The organism is Microbulbifer variabilis (assembly GCF_052467165.1).
Map to the genome: position 1 here is coordinate 1563851 of NZ_CP174301.1, position 20774 is coordinate 1584624.

At 43.7% G+C, this 20774-nt stretch carries 16 protein-coding genes; 9 read left to right on the top strand and 7 right to left on the bottom strand.

Annotation, left to right across the window (positions count from 1 at the left end; genetic code table 11):
- Positions 1-2: 2 nt before the first annotated feature.
- Positions 3-317 carry an ArsR/SmtB family transcription factor gene (locus tag ACJJIP_RS06980; protein WP_282953067.1) on the bottom strand — a complete coding sequence of 105 codons (315 nt, stop codon included), beginning with the start codon at positions 315-317 and terminating at the stop codon, positions 3-5.
- A 98-nt stretch (positions 318-415) separates the two neighbouring features.
- On the opposite strand from ACJJIP_RS06980, the gene ACJJIP_RS06985 reads away from it, so the two are divergent.
- The 3 genes from ACJJIP_RS06985 (at position 416) to ACJJIP_RS06995 (ending at position 3622) form a co-directional block, all read left to right on the top strand.
- The gene (locus tag ACJJIP_RS06985; protein WP_444946508.1) at positions 416-1294 is read left to right on the top strand and encodes an MBL fold metallo-hydrolase; all 879 of its coding nucleotides are present in this window, start codon (positions 416-418) and stop codon (positions 1292-1294) included.
- Positions 1295-1347: 53 nt separating this feature from the next.
- A complete protein-coding gene (locus ACJJIP_RS06990) occupies positions 1348-1761 on the top strand; it encodes a protein tyrosine phosphatase family protein (RefSeq protein WP_020413245.1) in 414 nt (137 codons plus the stop codon).
- A gap of 139 nt (positions 1762-1900) precedes the next feature.
- Positions 1901-3622 (top strand): SulP family inorganic anion transporter, encoded by a 1722-nt coding sequence (locus ACJJIP_RS06995; RefSeq protein WP_020413244.1) that lies wholly within the window; start codon positions 1901-1903, stop codon positions 3620-3622.
- Positions 3623-3716: 94 nt separating this feature from the next.
- Here the strand turns inward: ACJJIP_RS06995 and ACJJIP_RS07000 are convergent, their stop codons facing one another.
- From ACJJIP_RS07000 to ACJJIP_RS07015, 4 genes are all read right to left on the bottom strand, one after another.
- Complete coding sequence (locus ACJJIP_RS07000; RefSeq protein WP_444946509.1) at positions 3717-5909, bottom strand: hypothetical protein; 2193 nt, start codon at positions 5907-5909, stop codon at positions 3717-3719.
- A gap of 606 nt (positions 5910-6515) precedes the next feature.
- A complete protein-coding gene (locus ACJJIP_RS07005; RefSeq protein WP_020413242.1) occupies positions 6516-7706 on the bottom strand; it encodes a trypsin-like peptidase domain-containing protein in 1191 nt (396 codons plus the stop codon).
- Between the two features lie 383 nt (positions 7707-8089).
- The gene (locus tag ACJJIP_RS07010; RefSeq protein WP_020413241.1) at positions 8090-8407 is read right to left on the bottom strand and encodes a hypothetical protein; all 318 of its coding nucleotides are present in this window, start codon (positions 8405-8407) and stop codon (positions 8090-8092) included.
- Between the two features lie 1225 nt (positions 8408-9632).
- Positions 9633-10544 carry a LysR family transcriptional regulator gene (locus ACJJIP_RS07015; protein ID WP_444946510.1) on the bottom strand — a complete coding sequence of 304 codons (912 nt, stop codon included), beginning with the start codon at positions 10542-10544 and terminating at the stop codon, positions 9633-9635.
- Positions 10545-10670: 126 nt separating this feature from the next.
- Here ACJJIP_RS07015 and ACJJIP_RS07020 point away from each other — a divergent pair, with 126 nt between their 5' ends.
- The 3 genes from ACJJIP_RS07020 (at position 10671) to ACJJIP_RS07030 (ending at position 13842) form a co-directional block, all read left to right on the top strand.
- Positions 10671-11513, top strand: coding sequence for a type 1 glutamine amidotransferase domain-containing protein (locus tag ACJJIP_RS07020; protein ID WP_282953074.1), 843 nt, complete (start codon positions 10671-10673; stop codon positions 11511-11513).
- 170 nt (positions 11514-11683) lie between these two features.
- Entirely contained in the window at positions 11684-12511 is an 828-nt protein-coding gene (locus ACJJIP_RS07025; RefSeq protein ID WP_282953075.1) for an SDR family oxidoreductase, read from the top strand.
- 455 nt (positions 12512-12966) lie between these two features.
- Positions 12967-13842: an SDR family oxidoreductase gene (locus ACJJIP_RS07030; protein ID WP_444946511.1), complete on the top strand. Its 876-nt coding sequence runs from the start codon at positions 12967-12969 to the stop codon at positions 13840-13842.
- Positions 13843-14342: 500 nt separating this feature from the next.
- Here ACJJIP_RS07030 and ACJJIP_RS07035 read toward each other — a convergent pair whose 3' ends face one another.
- Positions 14343-16085, bottom strand: coding sequence for a WD40/YVTN/BNR-like repeat-containing protein (locus ACJJIP_RS07035; protein WP_444946512.1), 1743 nt, complete (start codon positions 16083-16085; stop codon positions 14343-14345).
- Between the two features lie 112 nt (positions 16086-16197).
- Here ACJJIP_RS07035 and ACJJIP_RS07040 point away from each other — a divergent pair, with 112 nt between their 5' ends.
- Both ACJJIP_RS07040 and ACJJIP_RS07045 read left to right on the top strand, forming a co-directional pair.
- Positions 16198-16860, top strand: a complete 663-nt coding sequence (locus ACJJIP_RS07040; RefSeq protein WP_444946513.1) for a hypothetical protein — start codon at positions 16198-16200, stop codon at positions 16858-16860.
- On the top strand, positions 16857-18830 hold the full coding sequence (locus ACJJIP_RS07045) for an alpha/beta hydrolase family protein (protein WP_020413234.1): 1974 nt from the start codon (positions 16857-16859) through the stop codon (positions 18828-18830). The genes ACJJIP_RS07040 and ACJJIP_RS07045 overlap by 4 nt, the downstream gene beginning before the upstream one ends.
- A 291-nt stretch (positions 18831-19121) precedes the next feature.
- Here the strand turns inward: ACJJIP_RS07045 and csrA are convergent, their stop codons facing one another.
- On the bottom strand, positions 19122-19310 hold the full coding sequence (gene csrA / locus ACJJIP_RS07050; RefSeq protein WP_444901282.1) for a carbon storage regulator CsrA: 189 nt from the start codon (positions 19308-19310) through the stop codon (positions 19122-19124).
- An 848-nt stretch (positions 19311-20158) separates the two neighbouring features.
- On the opposite strand from csrA, the gene ACJJIP_RS07055 reads away from it, so the two are divergent.
- Positions 20159-20752, top strand: coding sequence for a TetR/AcrR family transcriptional regulator (locus ACJJIP_RS07055; RefSeq protein WP_444946514.1), 594 nt, complete (start codon positions 20159-20161; stop codon positions 20750-20752).
- Positions 20753-20774 lie beyond the last annotated feature (22 nt).

Genomic DNA, 20774 nt, shown 5'->3' on the forward strand with positions numbered 1-20774 from the left:
GTCTACTCCGCGCAATAAAGTTGGTATAGGGTTTGCAGTAGGGTGAGAACTCGCTGGTCAGCTACCCGGTAATACACGTGTTTGCCCTCGCGGCGGGTGGCCACCAGCCCTTCGCGGCGCAAAATACCCAGCTGTTGGGACAGGCTGGGTTGGCGAATTCCCAGCCTTTCTTCAAGTTCGCCTACATTTAGTTCTTCCTGGCTCAGCTGGCAGAGCAGGATCAGGCGGTCCTGATTGGCCAGCGAACGCAGCATGGCCGCAGCCTGGCCGGCGGATTCGCGCATCTTGTCGAAGTCGAGATTATTGGGGTCTGGCATAGCGCTGAGCCTGTGAACAATTTACAAAATAACAATATATTGTTTTATATATTATCAGAATGTATATTGATAGCATAGTGAGTGCTGGAGGGCATGAAATGCACCAAGAGAAGCAAGTCGCTCAGGTAAAGCCGTTCCTTGATCGGGACACAGAAACCTGGAGCTATGTGGTATACGACAAGGAGGGGGGCTCCGCCGCAGTGGTGGATGCTGTGCTCAACTTTGATGTTGCCTCCGGGCGAACCGGTAGCCAGGGGGCAGAAGAGATAGTGTCGTTTATTCGCGACAAGCAGCTGACCCTGGAATGGATATTGGAAACCCACGCCCATGCGGATCACCTTTCAGCGGCCCCCTTTCTGCGGGAGCAGCTGGGTGGGCGTATCGCTATCGGTGACCAGATTTGCCAGGTGCAGAAAATCTTTCGCGATGTCTTTAACCTGGAACGGGAGTTCCTCGCAGACGGCAGCCAGTTTGATCATCTCTTTAAAGATGATGACACCTTTAAGGTGGGAGCGCTGGAAGCGCGAGTGATGTACAGCCCTGGGCATACCCCGGCAGATATGGTTTGGTTAATCGGGGACGCCCTGTTTGTGGGAGATACCCTGTTTATGCCGGATGTGGGCAGCGCCCGCTGCGATTTTCCCGGCGGTGATGCCACACAGTTATATCAGTCTGCACGCAAGATATTGTCCCTGCCAGAAGAAACCCGCATGTTTATGTGCCATGACTATCCACCTAAAGGCAAGCGGGATTACCAGTTTGAAACCAGCGTAGGGATTCAGCGCCGGGAAAATATCCACTTGCGCGATGGTGTCAGCGAAGAAGAGTTTGTAGAAATTCGCAAAAAGCGCGATGCCAGCCTGAATATGCCGAAGCTGATTATCCCCTCTGTGCAGGTAAATATCCGCGCGGGACAAATGCCTCCGGCAGAATCCAATGGTACTGTCTATTTAAAGGTTCCGCTAAATCAGCTTTAGCTATTTGTTAAAGTGTCCCCAGAGGATTGGATTAAATCAATTTTGAGGCGAACATGAACATTAAAAAACTGGATGACCAGGTCAGCGTTTCCGAACATATTACCTGTGACGCTTTGGCACCCTTGGCGCAGAATGGTATACAGGTTGTGGTTTGTAACTGCCCGGAAGGGGAGAGTGAAGCGCATCCCAGCTATGCCGATATGAAGCTTGCAGCGGAAGAAGCTGGAATTAAGTTTGTGGCAATTCCCTTTACCCGTGGGCGTATGATGCGAGAGCACTGCGAGGCCTTTCGCAATGTGCTGCAAGAGGGAAGTAAAGTGCATGCATTTTGCCGAACCGGAAACCGCTCCAGCCAGGTTTGGGCGGGGGCCAAAATCCTGATGGGTGCAGATAAAAAGCAACTGCACTCCCAGGCTCAAGGGGCGGGTTTTGATATTAGTGCAGTACTGGTCACAATCGAACCTTAATCTCATATATTTTTCAGCAGTCAATTCTGGCTGCTGGTGATTAACTATTCTCTATGGCGGTACAACCTGGTGCCGTCTCTAATCTTTCTTGAGTCCTGCGTATAAGGGGGCCGTGGATAGAGAAAAATGTGAGCAGTAAATGATGGCCAAGCAGCAGTTTTCCAGATGGTTTCCTATTCTCAACACCCTTACTTTTTATGATCGGGACACCCTCATTCGGGATCTTTTGGCTGCAGCAATTGTTACAGTACTGTTGATTCCACAGTCTCTTGCTTACGCTCTACTCGCCGGTCTGCCAGCTGAAGTAGGGCTTTATGCCAGTATGGTGCCCCTTATCGTCTACGGTGTTTTTGGCACTAGCAATACTCTGTCGGTGGGGCCGGTTGCTGTGGTTTCCCTGATGAGTGCTGCCGCATTAGGAGAAGTTACAGCGTCAGGTGCTGTGGACTACCTGAGTGCCGCTGCCGCTCTTGCGCTTTTATCTGGGGCTATCCTCGCAGTACTGGGTGCTTTGCGTCTTGGCATGCTCGCTAACTTTCTCTCCCACCCAGTGATATCTGGTTTTATCACTGCCTCTGCCTTATTGATAGCACTTAGCCAGTTGCGGCATCTGCTGGGTATATCTGCCAGTGGTGATACTGCGCCCGAATTGCTTGTCTCCCTATGGGAAAATTTAAGTGCAGTTAATAACCTGGCTTTAATAACCGGCTTGGGAGTCGTGCTGTTTCTATATTGGGCTCGAGCTTATGGGGCAACACTGCTGAAAACCTTTGGTTTATCATCGGGCACTGCCGAACTCCTATCTAAAGCTGCTCCAGTATTGGGGGTGTTGGCAACGATTGGTTTGTCATTTTGGATGGACTTTGAAGTGCGGCAAGTAGCCTTGGTGGGCCTTATTCCTGCAGGTTTACCATCGCTGACCGTGCCCAAAATATCGTTGCCGTTACTTGAGACTTTACTGGTGCCGGCATTAATGATCGCCATTATTGGCTATGTAGAGTCTGTATCTGTTGCCAAAACCCTAGCGGCTAAGCGCAGGCAGAGAATTGATACCAATCAGGAATTGGTTGCCCTGGGTATGGCCAATGTGGGGGCTGGTCTCTCTGGCGGATTTCCTGTGAGTGGAGGCTTCTCCCGCTCTGTGGTGAATGACGCAGCCGGTGCGCAAACGCAATTCGCCAGCATCTTTACCGCGGTGGGTATTGCCCTGGCCGCACTCTTCTTAACTCCGTTTCTTTACTATCTCCCCAAAACCACTCTGGCTGCTACGATTATTGTTGCAGTTCTCTCGCTGGTGGATTTTTCTATCCTGCGTAAAACCTGGCATTTTGCTAAGGCGGACTTTCTAGCAGTAACCCTGACCATCGCCGTTACGCTGCTGTTTGGAGTAGAGCCCGGCGTTGCCTGCGGGGTAGGTGCTTCGCTGCTGCTATTTATTTATCGAGCCTCCAAGCCGCATATTGCGGAAGTTGGACTGGTGGAGGGTACGGAACACTTCCGCAATATTCATAGGCATCAGGTAAAAACTGTTCCTGAGATTCTTAGCTTCCGTGTAGATGGGCGGTTGATCTTCTCTAATATTGGCGTTTTAGAAGAGCGTATCTATGCAGGCCTCGCCAGTAATCCTCAAGTGAAGCATGTGATATTGATGTGTAGTGCGGTGAATGAAATAGATTGGAGTGCCTTGGAGGTATTGGAGTCTATCAATGGCAATCTACTGGATAGAGACATTCAACTGCATCTGTCGGAAGTTAAGGGGCCAGTGATGGATTGCCTGGAGAGGAGTAGTTTTCTGCAGAAGTTATCTGGAGATGTATTCTTGAGTCAGTACCAAGCATTTTCTTCTGTTGTAGAATATTAACCTTAACTATTCGTAATCCACTTAAATGTTTTTATTAAAAATGGAGAGCGAGGCTCTCCATTTTTAAGTTATTAGTGATTTCTCTATGGCTGAATTAATTAATGCTGTTTGAGTGGTAAATCATCGCTTGCCAAACATTTTGCTTGCCGCCACCGTAGTTGTCATAGGTAGGGTTCTTGATGTATGACCAGGCTACTTTACCGTTACCAAGGAAAATGGGTTCATCTAGGCCACCCCAACCATATTTAGTCAGTTTTACTGGCCCTTCTAACACATTCAGGTCTGCGTCAATCTCCATAACATAATAGGCTTTAGGGACCAGCATACGCATTGCGCCATTCTTAGCTGAACTTCGGTTATATGACAGGTTGTCGGAGATACACTGAAATTGTGCGTAGCCAAACAGGTAGCGACCATTTTTCAAATTGATAAGTTGAGGGTCACTGATTTGACAGTCGGGCTCCTCTACCAGCCATTTGAAGCCTTGCCCCTCGATACTGCCGTTACCATCGACTTTGGCGATGCCAATACGGGTTAAAGAAGAGGCGTCCAAGGCATCGCCTCCGCGTAGGCCCTGTCTGGAGATGGTTGGGTTGGCGCTGCTTGACATATATGAGAAGAAGCAATTTGTACTATCTGAACATTGCTCATCAAAGGGGCCTCCACTACTTGTATCAATGCCGTATTTGCTTTGAAGGAAGCTATTCATTTCCTCGTCATCGATATACTTGGGGGAGACGATAAGCGATAGATTTGTATCTTCATCAACCGGAACTACCGTGTGCCCACCTCCATTGGAGAAGAATGCATTGTCGGACGGGACCAGGTAATTGTAATTTCCTTCAAATCTACTGGTTGAGGAAGTATCCTCCATTTTGATAGCAATAGTGTTTAACCCGCGAGACTGATTATATTTGCCGCCATCGCTGGTACAAATTGCTCCATATTTTTCATTGTCTGGGTTATAGAAAGCCCGGATATTTAATACATGGCCATAGCCACAAAGCCAATACCAACCCCTATTATTGCTGCCACTCATGTTTAGGGACCAGTTATCCCGATCAATGACGGTCATTCCTGCAGAATAGTGGGAGCCACCATAGCTGCTGTCAAAAACTCGCGCTGTCACGGAGAACGCATAGCTGGTACGGCCTTGGCTATCATTATCCACATAGATAAGCTCCTGGGCTCCGGCATGGCCACCACCGTGCATCTTGTTTACAACATAGGCTGCGGGCTTTTCACTGAGCGGTTGATTGTCCCACTCCATTAGCCAGATCTGGTCGTTATATTTATAGCCTCTCTCACGAATGTACTCGACCATCGCGTTATAGTCGGCTTCAGAGAGCTGATCGACGATATAAGCCATCTCCTCTTGCATCTCATTTCCTTTAATTGTCTTAAAGGATGGAGAATCACCAAAATCGGTCTCAGGGAAATTGGCTTTAAGCCCGGGGAGGAAGTCCTCAAATGTTAGGGTTGGATGATCAGTAAAGTAGCCGATGTACTGACTATGATTGGTTGATATCATCAGGCCGATGTCCCTTTCAATACGGGCATCAATAGGGCTGATATTGTCCTCCATTTTCATCCAATCGCTGCCGTATTGCTCTACCAAGTCACTCTGAACCTCATAACGCTTGTTTGCCTGGTATTCAGTGTTGCACAAGACCGCAACCCGGGAGCAATCTGAGCTGGCCGCAATTCCATGCGACTCGTAGCATTGTTTTAGTATCGTTGTGTTACCGGTTTGATCGAAGCTTGAAGTCTCTGGGTTATATTGCAGCTCATAAACAGTGCCATAAGTGACTTCATCATCTCCACTACCCTCGCTTAGGGTCTTGGAAACAAATATCCGAGGCTTATCAGTGTCAGTTGCGCAGGCAGCCGTGTAAGTTCGCATGGGGACCGACTTTAGGGTGTCGTCCTGGGTGCTGTCTGTCCTGGCAATATAGTGTGGGAGCCCGTGAACCTCTTGAGCATTGGATTGGCCATTTGGTAGGGTGATATCCCGAGAAGTAATTCGGGCAAATCCCAAGTCTGCAGTTTCAATATCGCCAACAGTCACTGTGCCGGGTTCATTGTCTGGAAGTGGTGTAGTGCTACCTGATCCGCTGCCGCCCGTACCACTGCCACCTGTGCTACCTCCGGAGCCCTGGCCACTACCATCTCCCCCTGTGGATGGGGATGGATCGGAATCCGAAGAGGAGCCCCCACCGCCACCGCATGAAGCCAATACGACAGTAAGTGTCAGTGCCAAAATTTTCTTGCTAAATAGCTTATCCATAGTCTGCTCAAAGATACATTATTTAAATCGAATGCAATGTGGGAACTTGTGGACCACTTCACAATGTTGAAAAGGCAAAATTGGGGGACCATTCTAGTTCCCTTTATTTACTTTTCTGTGCAGTACTTAATATATCTTCTACTGGGTCACTATATTGAAAGGAAATCTGGTATAGGCCCTCTTCTTGACCAGTTGGAGAAGTTTTAAATGGAATCACTAGAAGTTTTGTCGAAGACTGAATAGGAGAGTAAGAGTGCCTATGGATCAATGCCAGTGTCTAATTTTTATCAATAAGTGCGACTAATTTTTTGACGAGGTCTCACAGTGGAAAAGGTCGGTATCTTAGTTCATGTTAGAGTAACTTCGATTGCGATTGGCAAAAGGAATATATGTATGTCAGGTAAAATCTGCCTGTTTATGAATAGACGATGTGTGCTTGATGCCCACAAATTTATTTGTCAAATGCTTCAATGATTTATGATTCAAGTGTCTTACAAGGTTTGGGTATTACACTTCATAACTGACAGCAAGTTTTGGATTTTTTGCTAGACAGCTTTTGCTCACCAATGCCAGTGGGCTAATTACTGGCATTGGCAGGCTCTTTTTTTAATTTAATAGAAGACTGACTATTGGTATTAAAATAGCTGCAAATTTGGTTTGCGGATTGGATGATGGATCATTTGGATCAGTACCCTCTTCATACTCCTGAAGGTTGGTATATCCATCATTATCTGGATCATACCATGCGTCATTTACAGATAATGGATTAAGGCCATTGTCATATTCCCATTTATCATCAATTCCATCACCGTCTGTATCAGTCAGGTTTACATTCGTACCGATTTGACGCTCATGCCAATTGGACAAGCCATCATTATCGTTATCAATACGAATAGCTACCTCTGTAGAGACCAATTCAATATCGGAATTTAAAACGCCGTGATTGGCACCGCCCGTTGACGTACAACCTGCATTGGTATGTACACCAATCAGGTGACCGGAATCATCTAACACGCCGGAGCCGGAGCTCCCTCCTGTTGTGTCCAAGTTTGCGTAGCGCATATAGCCGACCAAGCCGCCACTCGACTCTACGCCGTCATATTGGCCGGCGTCAACTACCTTTGGAATTCCTGCGGGATGTTGGATAATTGTTAATTGGTCATTCAGATTTGGAATGTCGGCAGATAACGAGGCAGATGGAAATTGAGAGTTAGGGTTGCCTGCTAGCTGGACTACTGCATAGTCTAAACCACCGTGTCTGTATTCTACCAAGTCAACAATGTCAAACGATACTATGGATCTCAATGTGCCATTTGCATCATATTGATAATTAAATTCAACATGCATATTTGTAGCATGTTGTGCGGATGTAATTGTCCGCCCTGTGGTATTGTCAATAGGAGCATCCCATCCGCGCCCGTCATTGGTTTGCTGGTCGAAACAGTGCCCGGCGGTTAAAAACAAATTGTTGGTTAGTAATGTACCCGTACACCACCTAACGTCATTGACATTTCCTGGGTTGTTATATAGCGCATTAAGGTTATTGTTCCATCGAATATGTCCGACAGCACCTTGATGCGTGTTAACGAAGTCTATGGTTGGCCCAAGCGTTCCGTTATAGCTCTCAACATCTTGCCAGTCAGTAGTGGGTCCACAAATAGATTCAGTGATAACTGCATCTGGAGGAGGGGGGATTTCATTCATCATTGATGAATGGCTGTCTTCGGCAAATGAGAATGATCCCGCGGTGACCAGCGCACCGAAAGAGACTATCCCTAGTATTGCATTTATATTCATTATTGCTTCCCTATCGTTTATGTATTCGCAAATGCGAAGCTAGTCGCCGCCCAACATTGGTTCCACTGAGTAGATATATTTACAATTTAACCCGGGCATTGTGCCGGAAGATTCCAGGTAACTATTGGCAATGCATATCCTATAATCAAGGATACCTTCCCCTTTTCTGTAAATGCGCCAATATGAAAGGCAACTTTTGGATAGAATTTTGTGGTTTGCACCAATCTAATTTAGTGATTGATGCTTCACAATGGTTCTGCTGATTTCAATATTCAGCAAGAGTTTGGTGAAGCATTCCTCACCAAACCCTAAAGTTCCAGAAGCATCTTGGTTACTTACTAAAGCTGTTCTGGCAGTTGGTGGTACCAAAATTAAGGTGCTCCCTAATAGTCCTGGTACACATATCTAATATACTGATGGTTTTCCGGGTCACATGATGGAACCCCAAGCTTAACGCTCTTTCCAGTAGTGGCCGCATTTAATAGCATGGCATACCAAGCTTTCGCCGTTTCCGGTTGAGAGTCCAAGCTGAAACGCCAATAGGTATTTCCTACGGTACTCTCTAATTTACAGGCATCATCTTTTAATCGGAAGTTGACGATGTTGTCATGAACATAGATTCTAGCTACTGGACCAACTACAGCATCAGCTTGAACATTCGCAGCTAAAGCTGCAAGACCCAATAATAGGAATTTTTTCATTTTTAAGTGGCTCCTAGCCAAGGTTTTGTGTGAGTGTCCTTCAAGATAAATTGTACCAAATACCTTGATATCCTTTTGTCTCTACAACAGGAAAGCCTGTGTGAGCTTATTGAGTTGGGTGTGAAGTTATATGCACAACTCAACGTAAGGAAATTAATTTTTATTTCAGTATTGGTAGCGCCACTGATGTTATATTTGTAAATATCAATGCGTCAATAGGTTTAATGCTATTTTTTGCGGAGTGTACGTTTTGTGGTTATTGTAATTTGATGTAATTTGCCGTCTTATTGGTGATAGTAGTTTTTAGATGATTAATGGTGTTGAGTTTCTATTTGTATAATTTGAATCTGGTCGTTAGTTTTAAGGTGAGTTGAATTAATAGAGGGATAAGTGGTGTATATTTTTAGCGTAATTTGTTGGCGGTGAATTCAGGACACCTAAAAATTGGAGATAGGTACTAATAAGATTATTGGTACCAGTACAGTATCGGTAGATATTTATTATCAATTTAGGGCTAATCGGCAGTGAAAAACTGAAAGGTATACTTGGGGTTCGAACCTTGTGGTTTTGGGTAATTGAAGTCGGATTATGTATCCTGGACTCAATTTACTCGCGACGATACTCATCGTCAATGCTAAATTCCATATCTGTATCACACAGGAATTCCCATTTTGCATAGCGAGAGGTGCAATGATAATAGGGTATCGTGCTCAAAGAGATCTGAGCGCTACGAGGCAAAGGCATTAATTATATAAATGTGTATATTTGTGCAGCATTTGATTTTGCAGTCTATGCTGTGTCAATATTTATGGCGCTTATAGCTACGAGTTTTGTGGGTGCTCCGAATCTATGCACAAGGTCAAATTAATGAAAATTGTGGTGGTAGTAGTGTTACTAATAATCAGTATCACCTATTTTACTAGACCGGAAAAAGCAAGTGAGTTACTTGCTGAATACTGTCGAGGTTCCTATCCGGATATGTCATTAGAGAAGTGTAGACAGCAAATAAGGACCCCTAAAATCAGGTGTGATGTTCTGAAAGGTACCCTGGAGAAAGATGATGTGTGCGTAAGGTGGGGGCCGCCAAAAGGTTCTCGGCGGGCTCTTGATGACGATATTAATTTATAAATAAATATTTTAGAGGTTTCACTGATTGTAGCCATACGTGATAAATTTCGATACCTGATGTATTTAATAAAGTAGTTCAAACCAAACTCATTTAAAACTAGTACTCAATACGAGCAACTTTCGCAATCTTTTCCCTTAGCCATTTATTTGCCGGATCATCCTTATTTTTTAAGCTCCAATAGGCTTTCATAGAGTATTGGGGAAGGCTGACCGGTGGAGTAAAATGCACAATATTGAATTTTCCGGCAATAGACTGGATAAATTTTCTTGGCGCGGTGAGGATTCCATCACTACATTCTACAATGTAGGGCGCACTGGAAAAATTTGCTACTTTAAATTGAACATTTCTGGACAAGCCAATTTCTTCTAGTGCCTTGTCAACCGTTCCGCGAATATCTCTCCCTGTGCCTGCCATAATATGCGGATATCGACAAAAATTATGAATATTTTTTTTGTCTCTCAAAAATGGATGCTCATTTCGTACCGCGGAGACGAAATCATCTTTATACAAAGTTTTTACCACTAGGCTTGGATGATTTGATTCCATAACACTGATAGAGAGATCCGCTTCACCGCTCTCAATCTGGTTGGCGATCCTGTGCTTATCTAACTTTATAAAAATAATCTGGATTCTCGGGGCGTCTTTTTGAAGTGATGCTATTAGAGGGGGAGCGATACTCTGCTCCACTAGGTCGCTCGTTGCGATATAAAAAGTGTGCTGGGTACTTGCAGGGTTGAATTCTTCTTGATTTAAAATATTCCGCTCAAAGTCATTTAACCAGCGATTTAGCGGTGTTTGTAGGGACTCAGCTCTTGGAGTCAGCACCAGTTGATTACCCTGCCTTATGACCAGTGAGTCATTAAAGCTATGGCGGAGTTTCTTCAGCGTATGGCTTACCGCAGATTGCGTTAGCCCTGCACGCTCGCCTGCTCGGGTTAGATTTCGGGTCTCAAAAATAATCTGCAGGAGCCTAAGTTGGCTTAGCTCAATGTCCGAAATATTGCTCATTCTAACCGGTCTCGGCTATTAGTTATGTTCATAGCTATATTAAATTAATTAATTTCAGTAATAAACCCTAAGGTCCTATTCTGCCGCCACTTCAATTGTTTCAACCCCAATTTCGAGGAAGTGATCATGAGCTTGAAGAAACTGCTTGCGATGGCAGCATTGCTGGTGAGCCCACTGGCGATGGCAGACAACGTTCTGGTTGTGATGTCAGACGTATCGAAAATGAAGCTGAAGGGTGGCAGTGACTACAAAACGGGCTTCTATTTGAATGAGCTTATGGAACCGGTCAAATTGATGATGGAAGCTGGTCACACAATAACATTTGCCACCCCGATGGGGCTGGCGCCGACACTGGATCCGGTTTCGGATGCGCCTGACCATTTCTTGGATACCAGTCAAGAAAACTACAATGCCCATAGAGCTTTATTCAACCAGCTTATGCTGACTGACAAAGATCACAGTCCAGTAGTCAGCTTTGCGCGTATAGAGCAAATCGGGATAGAGAATTTTGATGCGCTGTTTGTGCCGGGAGGTCATGCACCTTTAGGTGACTTGGTATCCAATGATCAACTGGGTAGCTTCTTACGACATTTTAACGCCGAGTCCAAGCCTACCGGTTTAGTGTGTCACGGCCCAGTTGCGCTGCTGTCCGCATTGCCTAACAGCTCTGAATTTGAAGCCCAAATGAAAGCCGGTAAGAAAGCTAAAGCTGCCAAAGGGTGGGTGTATGACGGCTACAAAATGACCTCTTTTAGTAACTCAGAAGAAGCTGTGGCTACTCAATACTACCTGGGTGGTGATGAGCTGTTCTACTGGCCTCAAAATGCACTCACCAATGCGGGCGGTAATTATTCCCGTAGCAAAGAAGATTGGCAGCCGCATGTAGTTGTTGATCGTGAACTGGTAACAGGCCAGAACAACAAATCCTCCATTGCTGTTGCTCAAGAACTTCTAAAATTGATGAAATAGTAGTCTATTTTAGTAACAGGCTTCTTCAGGCAAAGCTTCAATAAGAATCTCAAGGCTATAAAGAATGATTTCGGTAAATAGCCTATGCCTGAAGGGGCGGTATAAATGCCGTATTTTACAAACTCTATTTTATACCTTTGAGTACCGTTGACGATAATCCAGGAATCCCTATGAGCACATCTACTATCTTTCAGCCGAATAATGTCGCAGTTATTACTGGTGGTGCCAGTGGAATAGGTTTTGCAGCCGCAAAGGCCCTATCAAAAATAGGGATGAAGATTTGTTTAGCTGATGTTAACAAAGAAAAATTGGAAGAAGCCAAGCGCGTTTTACCAAGTGACACTTTAATAGTAGAAACCGATGTAAGTGATTTTAGCTCGGTACTGGCACTCAAAGATAAAGTTAAAAAAGAATACGGCCGTATTGATTTTCTTTTTAACAATGCAGGCACTGCTGTTAAAAATGGAAGCTGGGAGAACTTAGATGGTTGGAATAAGATCATCAATACCAACCTTTGGGGGGTCATTCATTGTATTCATGCATTTGCTCCCGAAATGATAAGTCAAAGCAGCCCATCGGTTATCGTTACAACCGGATCTAAGCAGGGAATTACCACTCCACCAGGAAATCCGGCTTACAACGTCAGTAAAGCTGCGGTAAAAGCCACTGCGGAGGCGTTACAGCACTCTATTCGAAATACACCTGGAAGTCAGGTCTCATCCCACTTATTAATTCCCGGTTTCACTTACACGGGTATGACTGGTAGCTCTAGTAAACCTGATGGCGCATGGACTGCAGATCAAGTGGTTAGTTTTATGTTGGAGAGCGTCGAGCGTGGTGATTTTTACATTCTTTGCCCAGATAATGACGTAGATCGTGAAACTGATGTTAAACGTATGAGATGGGCTATGGGGGATATCATTAACAATCGCCCACCACTCTCTCGTTGGCATCCCGATTACCGCGAGGCATTTGAGGCGGAGATGGGTAAACAGTGAGAATACTATTTTCCTAGTAGGAAATATAATCAGAATTATCTAAATGGAATGCAGGTAGGATTTAATTCAATTTTGTAATTGTTTAAGTCCTATACCTGTATGGTACTAGATAACTGCTTTTAAGGTTTTCATTCCTTAGACTGGTTTTTCAAAAATTTCGTATGTTTCTCTTATTCGGCACGATATGTCTGTCTATTTGCTTACTAAAAACTAGACAAAAGAGCTGATAGATAACCAATCCGGCTCTTTGTGCTGAAGTCCTTTTTTCTTATTTTTTTAAAAACTCCCTGATTGAATATCTGATCAATAGGGGTGGCTTATAAAGCCTTTTGCGTACTGGTTTTTTAGCTATTGTTTTTGTTCAGTACTATATACATAAAATTAATTCCATTGATGCGCGTACAAGTTTTAATCTTTGCGGCAGCTGATGTGATGAAAAATTTAAGGAGACAATCATGACTCAAACAGCGCTTATTACTGGTTCAAATAGTGGTTTCGGTTATCTCATTGCCAATACACTTGCAAATAATGGCTATAAAGTAATCGGCACCATGCGAGATCCAAGTGGCCGCAATGCTTCTGTAGCCAATGAGCTTATTGCTAAAGGTATCGTTGTCGTCGATATTGATGTAACCGATGATGAGAGCGTCGCCAATGGTATTGCTCAAGCAACTAAAGAAGTCGGTCCAATTGATATATTAATTAATAACGCGGGAGTCGGTACGCTCGGGTGGCAGGAGAGCTTTACCATCGAGGACTTTAAAAAGGTTTTTGATATCAATGTTTTTGGCGTTCAGCGTTTAATACGTGCAGTGTTGCCGCAGATGAAACAACGCCGCAGTGGAACTCTCATTCAAATATCAAGCATTTTAGGCAAGTTCGTATTACCTTTTCTTGGTTCTTATAATGCCACCAAACATGCGGTAGAAGGAATGGCAGAGAATTATCGCGTAGAGCTGGCGCAATTTGGTATTCAATCTTTGATTGTTCAACCAGGCGGATTTGGAACCGGTTTTGGCTCAAACCTGTTAAGAGCAAGTGATAAAGAAGTGGCTGCGAGTTATGGTGAATATGCAGATGCCCCTGAGCAAATGTGGGCCGGTACTGAGAAGGGCCATGAATCAGAGGATGCCCCCAGTCCGCAATTAGTTGCAGATGCGGTTCTGAACTTACTGAAGACGGAGCCTTCAAGTCGGCCATTTCGAACAACTGTGGACGGTACTGGATTGAACCCTACGATCGAAAAGATCAATCAAGTGACCGAAGAAGCAATGCAGGAAATTTATTCAGCATACGAAATGGGTAATTTATTCCAGCTTAAAAAGTACTAATCTGTTCAAGGTGTAGTAGCAATCTTATGTGCTTGTACAGATATAAAGGTACCTTATATTTTATATATTTAGATTTCACATGCTCTTAAATGTGCCTTGGATTTTTATCGCAGATAGTAAAAGCCCAATTATTCATACAGCCATTAGTACTGAACGGAAAATACTATTAAAGAGGCGCTGTACGCTATTAGATTTCCTGAGATAGAGGGGCGGAATAGTAAGCAATCTGATTTCAATGGGTATTCAGAATTACTATGGATAGAAGTGCATTGGCCTGCAGCCGGTATTCCTTTTCTAGAGCTAAGCATATCATTTGCTGTGGGAGTTTGGGCGGAGTTTGGCATCTGGTAAAGTGAAACCTTGTGCAAATCAGGCTAGCCATTGAAGTGTGTAAATAAAAAATTACTAATTCAATAGTATTTAGGGGTGATGCACGATATAGGCTATTTTTAACTTAATATGGGTGAGCATATAAAATACCAATGCTCACCCATATTTTGCTAGAAATTATCCTGTTGTCTTACCTGATGCCAATTGGCTCCAAAGTCAGTTGACTCATAGAAGTCCCCATTGGCACCATCACAGGATACCAACAGGCGGTCGGCAATCTGAGGGACTATAGAGGTACAATAGTCTGTCGGCGGTTCATTTTCGGTTGCCACCCAGCTCTCCCCACCATCGGTGGTGGTTAGGATTTTGACTTCAGTATCACGAGTTCCATCAGAAAAGCTATTTAACGCAAAGCTTACAATAGCAATAGCATCATTTTTATTGGAGAACCAGGGAACGGATCGGAATGTAAAGCTCTTTTTACGACATGAGTTTTTTGGAGATTTATTATCCGGGCAGCTTCGGATATAGGTTGTTATTTTATTCTGAGCGCCATTTTGGTCGATTTTATGATAGGTTGGCTTTCCACTCAATGACCAAAAGCCAGCTTTTTCAATACCTAGCTGAACAGCACCAGCATCAATAATTGCTGAAAATTCAAAGTCATTAACAGATCTTTCGATCATCCAATTGTCGGGGTTATAAATGAAAATTTCGCTATTGATTGTCGCAAATACGGTATTTTCGTAGATTGAGTGGTTACGGATATTTATATAGTTCTGCCCATTGAGTTCAAATAGTGTTGTGTTGTATATGTGGCGATCTATTTTTTTTGAGTGAGCCTGTTTGTTTTTTATTTCAGCTTCTAATCTATGATCCCATCTTTTACTCGAATTAGTGGAATAGCGGTTAATTAGTCTCCATTGTACATCTGAACCAGATACGGCGCCTCTTAGAATATCTAGCTCAAAGTCACGAGCAACCAAAATCTCGATTTCTCCTGTATCAAGCATTCTTAAATGCTCTACATGAGAGTTGTGCTCTAGTGATATATCTAGCCAGTCCCCAAAAGCTGGACGCCAGAAAAGAGCTCCTTCACTACCCCCTACCACCAGGTCACCATTTTTATTTTGAGCAATGGCGGTTAATTCATGATTAGTGTCAACAGCATCAAGCTCCCACTCTCCTTCAGAGGTCCGCTTGATAAATACACCAATCTTGCCTAGAAAATAGATAGAATTGGCCGGCGAAACATACTGCTCATTGTATGTCACAGGATTCTGTGCAATAGATATATACGTTGATTCACGTTCCTCATCATTTTCATCAACATGCCATCCATTAAGTACCTCGGGGTTGTACTTAAGGAATGGGAAGTATTTCGTAAGCACTTCACCTTTCTCTGATTCTGGGGCTCGAATCAAGAGGTCAAGATACCTATCACCTTGAGGTTTCGGATAATAGATTAGTGTGCCGAGGTCTGTTACCTCTCCCTGGTTTACGGAGAAGGTTCCCAGTTTTTCATTTGCACTGACGAAGCGGCTATACCATCCATTACCATTGGCGTAAAACGCTCGAATGCTACTCAGAGAGTAGTTTCCAGGTTTGACATAGGAGGCAAATACGGTCGTGCCATTTAATTTTGGCTTTGCGGCTAGGAGGCGCTCCGGCTTTATTGACTTTGACTCATTCAGGTTTTCAGGGTTGATTGTAAGCTGATTAAAGGGTAGGGGGTTACCTGAGGCATTGATGATCCGAGCGACTACGATACCCTCTTGATCATTAATAGGAGCGCTCTCTTCCAGAGCAGGCAGTATATTAACCTGCCCCGCACAGCCCTGTATAATTATTATACAGGTCAAAAGTATAAGTGGGTAAAACTTTATACATCTGAAGGGTTTTATCCCGGGCATATTACTCTCCATAATTTTGGTCGATGCCTGCTAATTGTATTGCAACTAGCTCTAAGATAATATTCTCAGCCGTATCATTCATTTGCAAACCTGAACTTATGGAAGCGGTATCTTGACGCAAAATCTGGAGAATAAAAGGCTGATAGAGTGTAACTCAGGCCGAATGGCCCTCTTTTTAAAGAGTGCCATTTTTACTGCGCTTTTTTTATCGGAGTCAGTAATTGCACGAACTCTATCACTGGTATCTTATGAAAATCCACCTGATTTGGGAAGTAGGCAGGGATATGTACTGGTGAAGCTTGATGTGGGTGGAACGGCGCCTTCGATTGAATTTTTTAAATTGTATTCGAACGGAAGCACCTACTTAGAAAGTGGAAAAAAAACCAGGCTGCGAAAAAATAACCGTTACCATATCAGCCTAAAGGGTAAGCCCTCAGGCTATTACTTAATGGCTATCCCCTCAGGCCTTTACCAAATTACTCAAATTAATGCACCTTATTTTAATCTTCCATACAAGCTAGATACGTCTAGTCGACGTACTTGGCGTTTTCATGTGGAAGCAGAAAAGACCAATTACATTGGCAGCTTGTTCATAGGTAAGCAGAGAAAATCAGATTCGATTGAAGTTTATTTAAAAAATCGTATAGCAACAGATTTTAATGAAATCCAAGCATCACTTGGATCGTTAACTGAGTTATATCCTCTAGTGTCTGGCACGGGAGTACAAGATGTGTTCTTTAATAGTTGGCAGGGTCCGCTGGAGGTAGAGCAGTGAAGATTGTTTGTCAGCTAATTCAATTAGCTTTGTTGAGTTTCATAGTAAATGTTGGGTCGGCAGTTGCGATGCCTGCTGAAACTTACTTTAAGCCCGTTGAAACTATGACGGCTCAGATTAGTCCTGATGGGAAGTTTGTAGCCTCTGTAGCTCAGGGTGATGAAAGCCAGAAGTTGGTTATTTGGAATAGTGTGGATGGATCTAAGAGAACATTGATTGATCTGAAAGCCTTAACACCTAGGGATGCGTCAATCCGATTCATTCGCTGGATCGGTCCTAGATATATTGTTGCGCAATTTATGGAGTTAAAAAAAGGTGTTAAAAATTTACTCGATACCAAGCCTGCTTATCGTTTATTGGTGCTCGATGTTTTAGGTTCTAAAAGTTTACCGCCAAAAGTATTTGAGGTGAAAACATCAGGATGGTTAGTTCATGCCTTACCGGATGAGCCTGGGTATTTTCTATACGCCAAGAGTGGGATTTACTCCAAGGTATACAAGATAGACGTATCAAAACTGAACTTGCTTAACCAGAAAGCGAGTAAGCTTGTACGAAAAGATGGCGGTCAATTTACAGCTCAGAATGAAGTAGCCTCGGTTAAGGGCTTTGCCGCACGATGGTTCTTTGACCTGTCAGGTCAGCCAGAATCTGCTCTGTATTTCGATGAAGGGAAGCTTCACCTAAGTAGGATTGCCGATGGTATTTCTTCAACTCCAATAAAGAGTTGGACGAAAGAAGAGTTAGAGGAGAAGCCATCTGCAGGTGAAAAGTATGGTGTTCTTATTCCGGTGTCTATTAGCCCTGAGGATGGTGCTTACTTTTGTCTGGATACAACTGCTGAGAAAGATCGCACTGTTTACCAGTGTAATTTTTCCACTGGGGAAGAAAGTGTAGTTTACCGATCAGATAGCTATGATATTGTTGATCTGATTATAGATGAATCAACGGGTGCATTAATTGGTGTAAAAGTTGTCAGGGATGGAAAGCTTGAGTATCAATATATAGATGAAAGCATACAAGTAAACGATGGCATGACCAGTTTGCTGGAAACAACGGTGGGAGCAAGTATCGATAATACTGTAAAGCTTTACTTTAGTGAGACCCACGATCAGCCTGGACGCTATTTCATCCGAAAACAAGGGCAGAAATCTGATCAGCTTGTTGCTTCTAAGTTTCCTCATTTAGATGGTCGGCTTGAGAGTCGTCAATTTCATGACTGGATTCAAGTAGAGGGAATAGATATTCCTTATGTTTTGAATATGCCGAAGGGAAACGGGCCATACCCTCTTATAGTGATGCCACATGGTGGCCCATTGGGTATTTTTGATCATCAGTATTTTGATTATTACACGCAGTTCTTTGTGGCGAATAAATATGCTGTTCTTAGAGTGAATTATCGAGGATCGAGTGGCTATTCAGCTGAACTGGAAGAGGCCGGTATTCAGCAGTGGGGTAACTTGATGCTTGAGGATATTTATCAGGCTACAAAGGTGGTTGGCGCTCGTAAGGATATTGCGTCTTCACAAATTTGTGCAGCAGGAGTGAGTTATGGTGGTTATGCAGCATTGATGATGGCTATTAAACATCAACAATTATTTCGCTGTGCAGTTAGTATAGCTGGTGTTACAGATGTTAACTTATATCTTAACTCCCCTTACACATCAGAGGCTCAAACTAAGTGGTTACAAGAGAATGTTGGTGACACTGTCAAAAATTACGATCTCTTGAAGGATATCTCTCCAGTATACTTGGCTCAAGAACTTAGTCGCCCAGTGTTTATTATTCATGGCGAGAAGGATGAGGTTGTCGATATAGAGCATATGCATCGTATGCATATGATGTTGAGTAAATTTAATAAAGACTATGAGTGGAAAGTTTATCCAGATATGGCTCATGGCCCTGCTGATAGTGAGCATCACGTAGCTGTTTTTAGCTCAATTATCGAATTCATAGAAAAAAATATGAAGTGAATTATCATTTTGATGGGTTTCTAGGGTGTGTCCTAATTATTCTGTAATATCTTTTTAGCAGACTAGAGTAGTTTCTTTCGATGAAGAGTGATTTCTGTACCTGACCAATTCACGGCTGTCCCTTTGTCGATATAATGTACTCTACGGTATGGCAGTAACTCCCCTTACTGCCTAAATTCTATTGATTTTTAAGTTATTTCATTCTCTGCTAGTACTAGTAGTAATCTAACTATTTAGGTTAATGTGGGGATACCCAGCAGGTTGGGGCTTCCTTGCTGGGGGCGTAGGGTTTCACTGACCGCTATTACTTATTCCCTTTCCTTGTTTAATGCGTCTATAAATTTCTTCACGATGCACGGGTAGGGATTTGGGGGCATGTATTCCTATCTTTACTTGATTCCCCTTAACCTCTAATACTGTGATAGAGACATTTGTTCCAATTCTGAGGTTTTCGCCAGTCCGGCGCTTTAAGATCAACATATTCTTTTCCTACTGATACACATACTATGATTAGGCATTCCGTAACGGAAAGGCTTGAAGGGCGGTGTTTGCAGGAAATTTGAGGTGGGGCACGGGAACGGTAGGCGTAGAAAAAGAAAAGGCAGGCAATACGCTCCCAGAGCTTGGGGAATCGCTCCAAGCTGCTGAATGTACTCCACTTCATTGAAGACGAGCGGGTTTCTAGCGTACTATGCATGTAGCCACTTTGATAGTCTCTGTATCAATTTGGTTAGCTGGCCCCTGGTGTTGGTAGCACCTTGGGTCAGCGCCTTTTACTTTCTCTTATGTCACGCTACCGTTCTCCTATAGGGAAATGGGTTATTTGAAAAGATCTTGGGCCTTTTACTTCTGAGCTATTTAGCAATAGAAGCCTGTTGAGTTGTGGCCCTAAATACCGATAAATATCTACCAATTCTACGCAGCTTTGACACTAAAACAAACTTAATAAAATCCAATAAGACTATTTTCGTGCCTATATTTTGTTCTTTTCAGTTGGATAAATCTGATTTTCCTCTTAAGAATTTCGGATTAAATTCGAGTTCTTTATAGATTCCTGTGATAACCAGCTCCCGATGATTTATCAATTACGAGCATCTGGATGACTTAGGGTTTGTCTGTATGAATGGGCACGCTAGTGACAGACTGGTTATTCAATTGGAAGGCGTATATGGGGAATCAGATTGTTCCTGATTTTCTGTAAAGTCCTCTTATGTAGTAAAGCTCTCAGTGTTCGTACAAACCCCTTATATTGAACAATAGTCATTCTGGAAGGTGGCGCTATACCCTGTTAGCCTCCATTGGATTGTGAATCGGGGACGGTAAGGAATATGCGGGAGTCGGATGTTGCCAATCGGTTGATAGAGGCGGCACGGGAGTGCTTTTTAAACGATGAGTACCACCGGGTAACCACTCGCCAGATTGCGTCTAAGGCGGGCGTGGCGGTATCAATGATCCGGTATTACTTTGGCAGTAAGGATGGCTTATACGAAGATATGATTCGTCAAACCTTGCTCCCCCTGATTAATGCGGTTGAGCAGCTGAGCCTCGATGGCGACTGGGATTTCGGTGACTTCTTCGATCTCTACTATGCCACAATGCAGAAGAATCCCAGGTTTCCAGCCCTAATCTTGAAGGTTATGGCACTTAATGAAGGGCCAGGAAAGAATGTTATTCGCCAACTCTTAGAGCGGGGGCGCCAGCGGGGTGCCAGGAGATTGGCGGAAATTCAGGGCGCTGAACCTTCGGACACTGGCACTGAATATGATTTGCTCAGGATAGCGTTTGTCAGCCTTGCCATGTTACCCATGCTGGCCAAGCCAGTTCTCGAGGAGCAAATGGGCCAGGAAATGGGGCCTGAGTTTTTAAAGCAGCTTGCCGATTTTAATGGCCGAATCCTAAAGGCTGGTTTACAAAATATGTAACCTTTTAAGTCTCTGTTTGTAA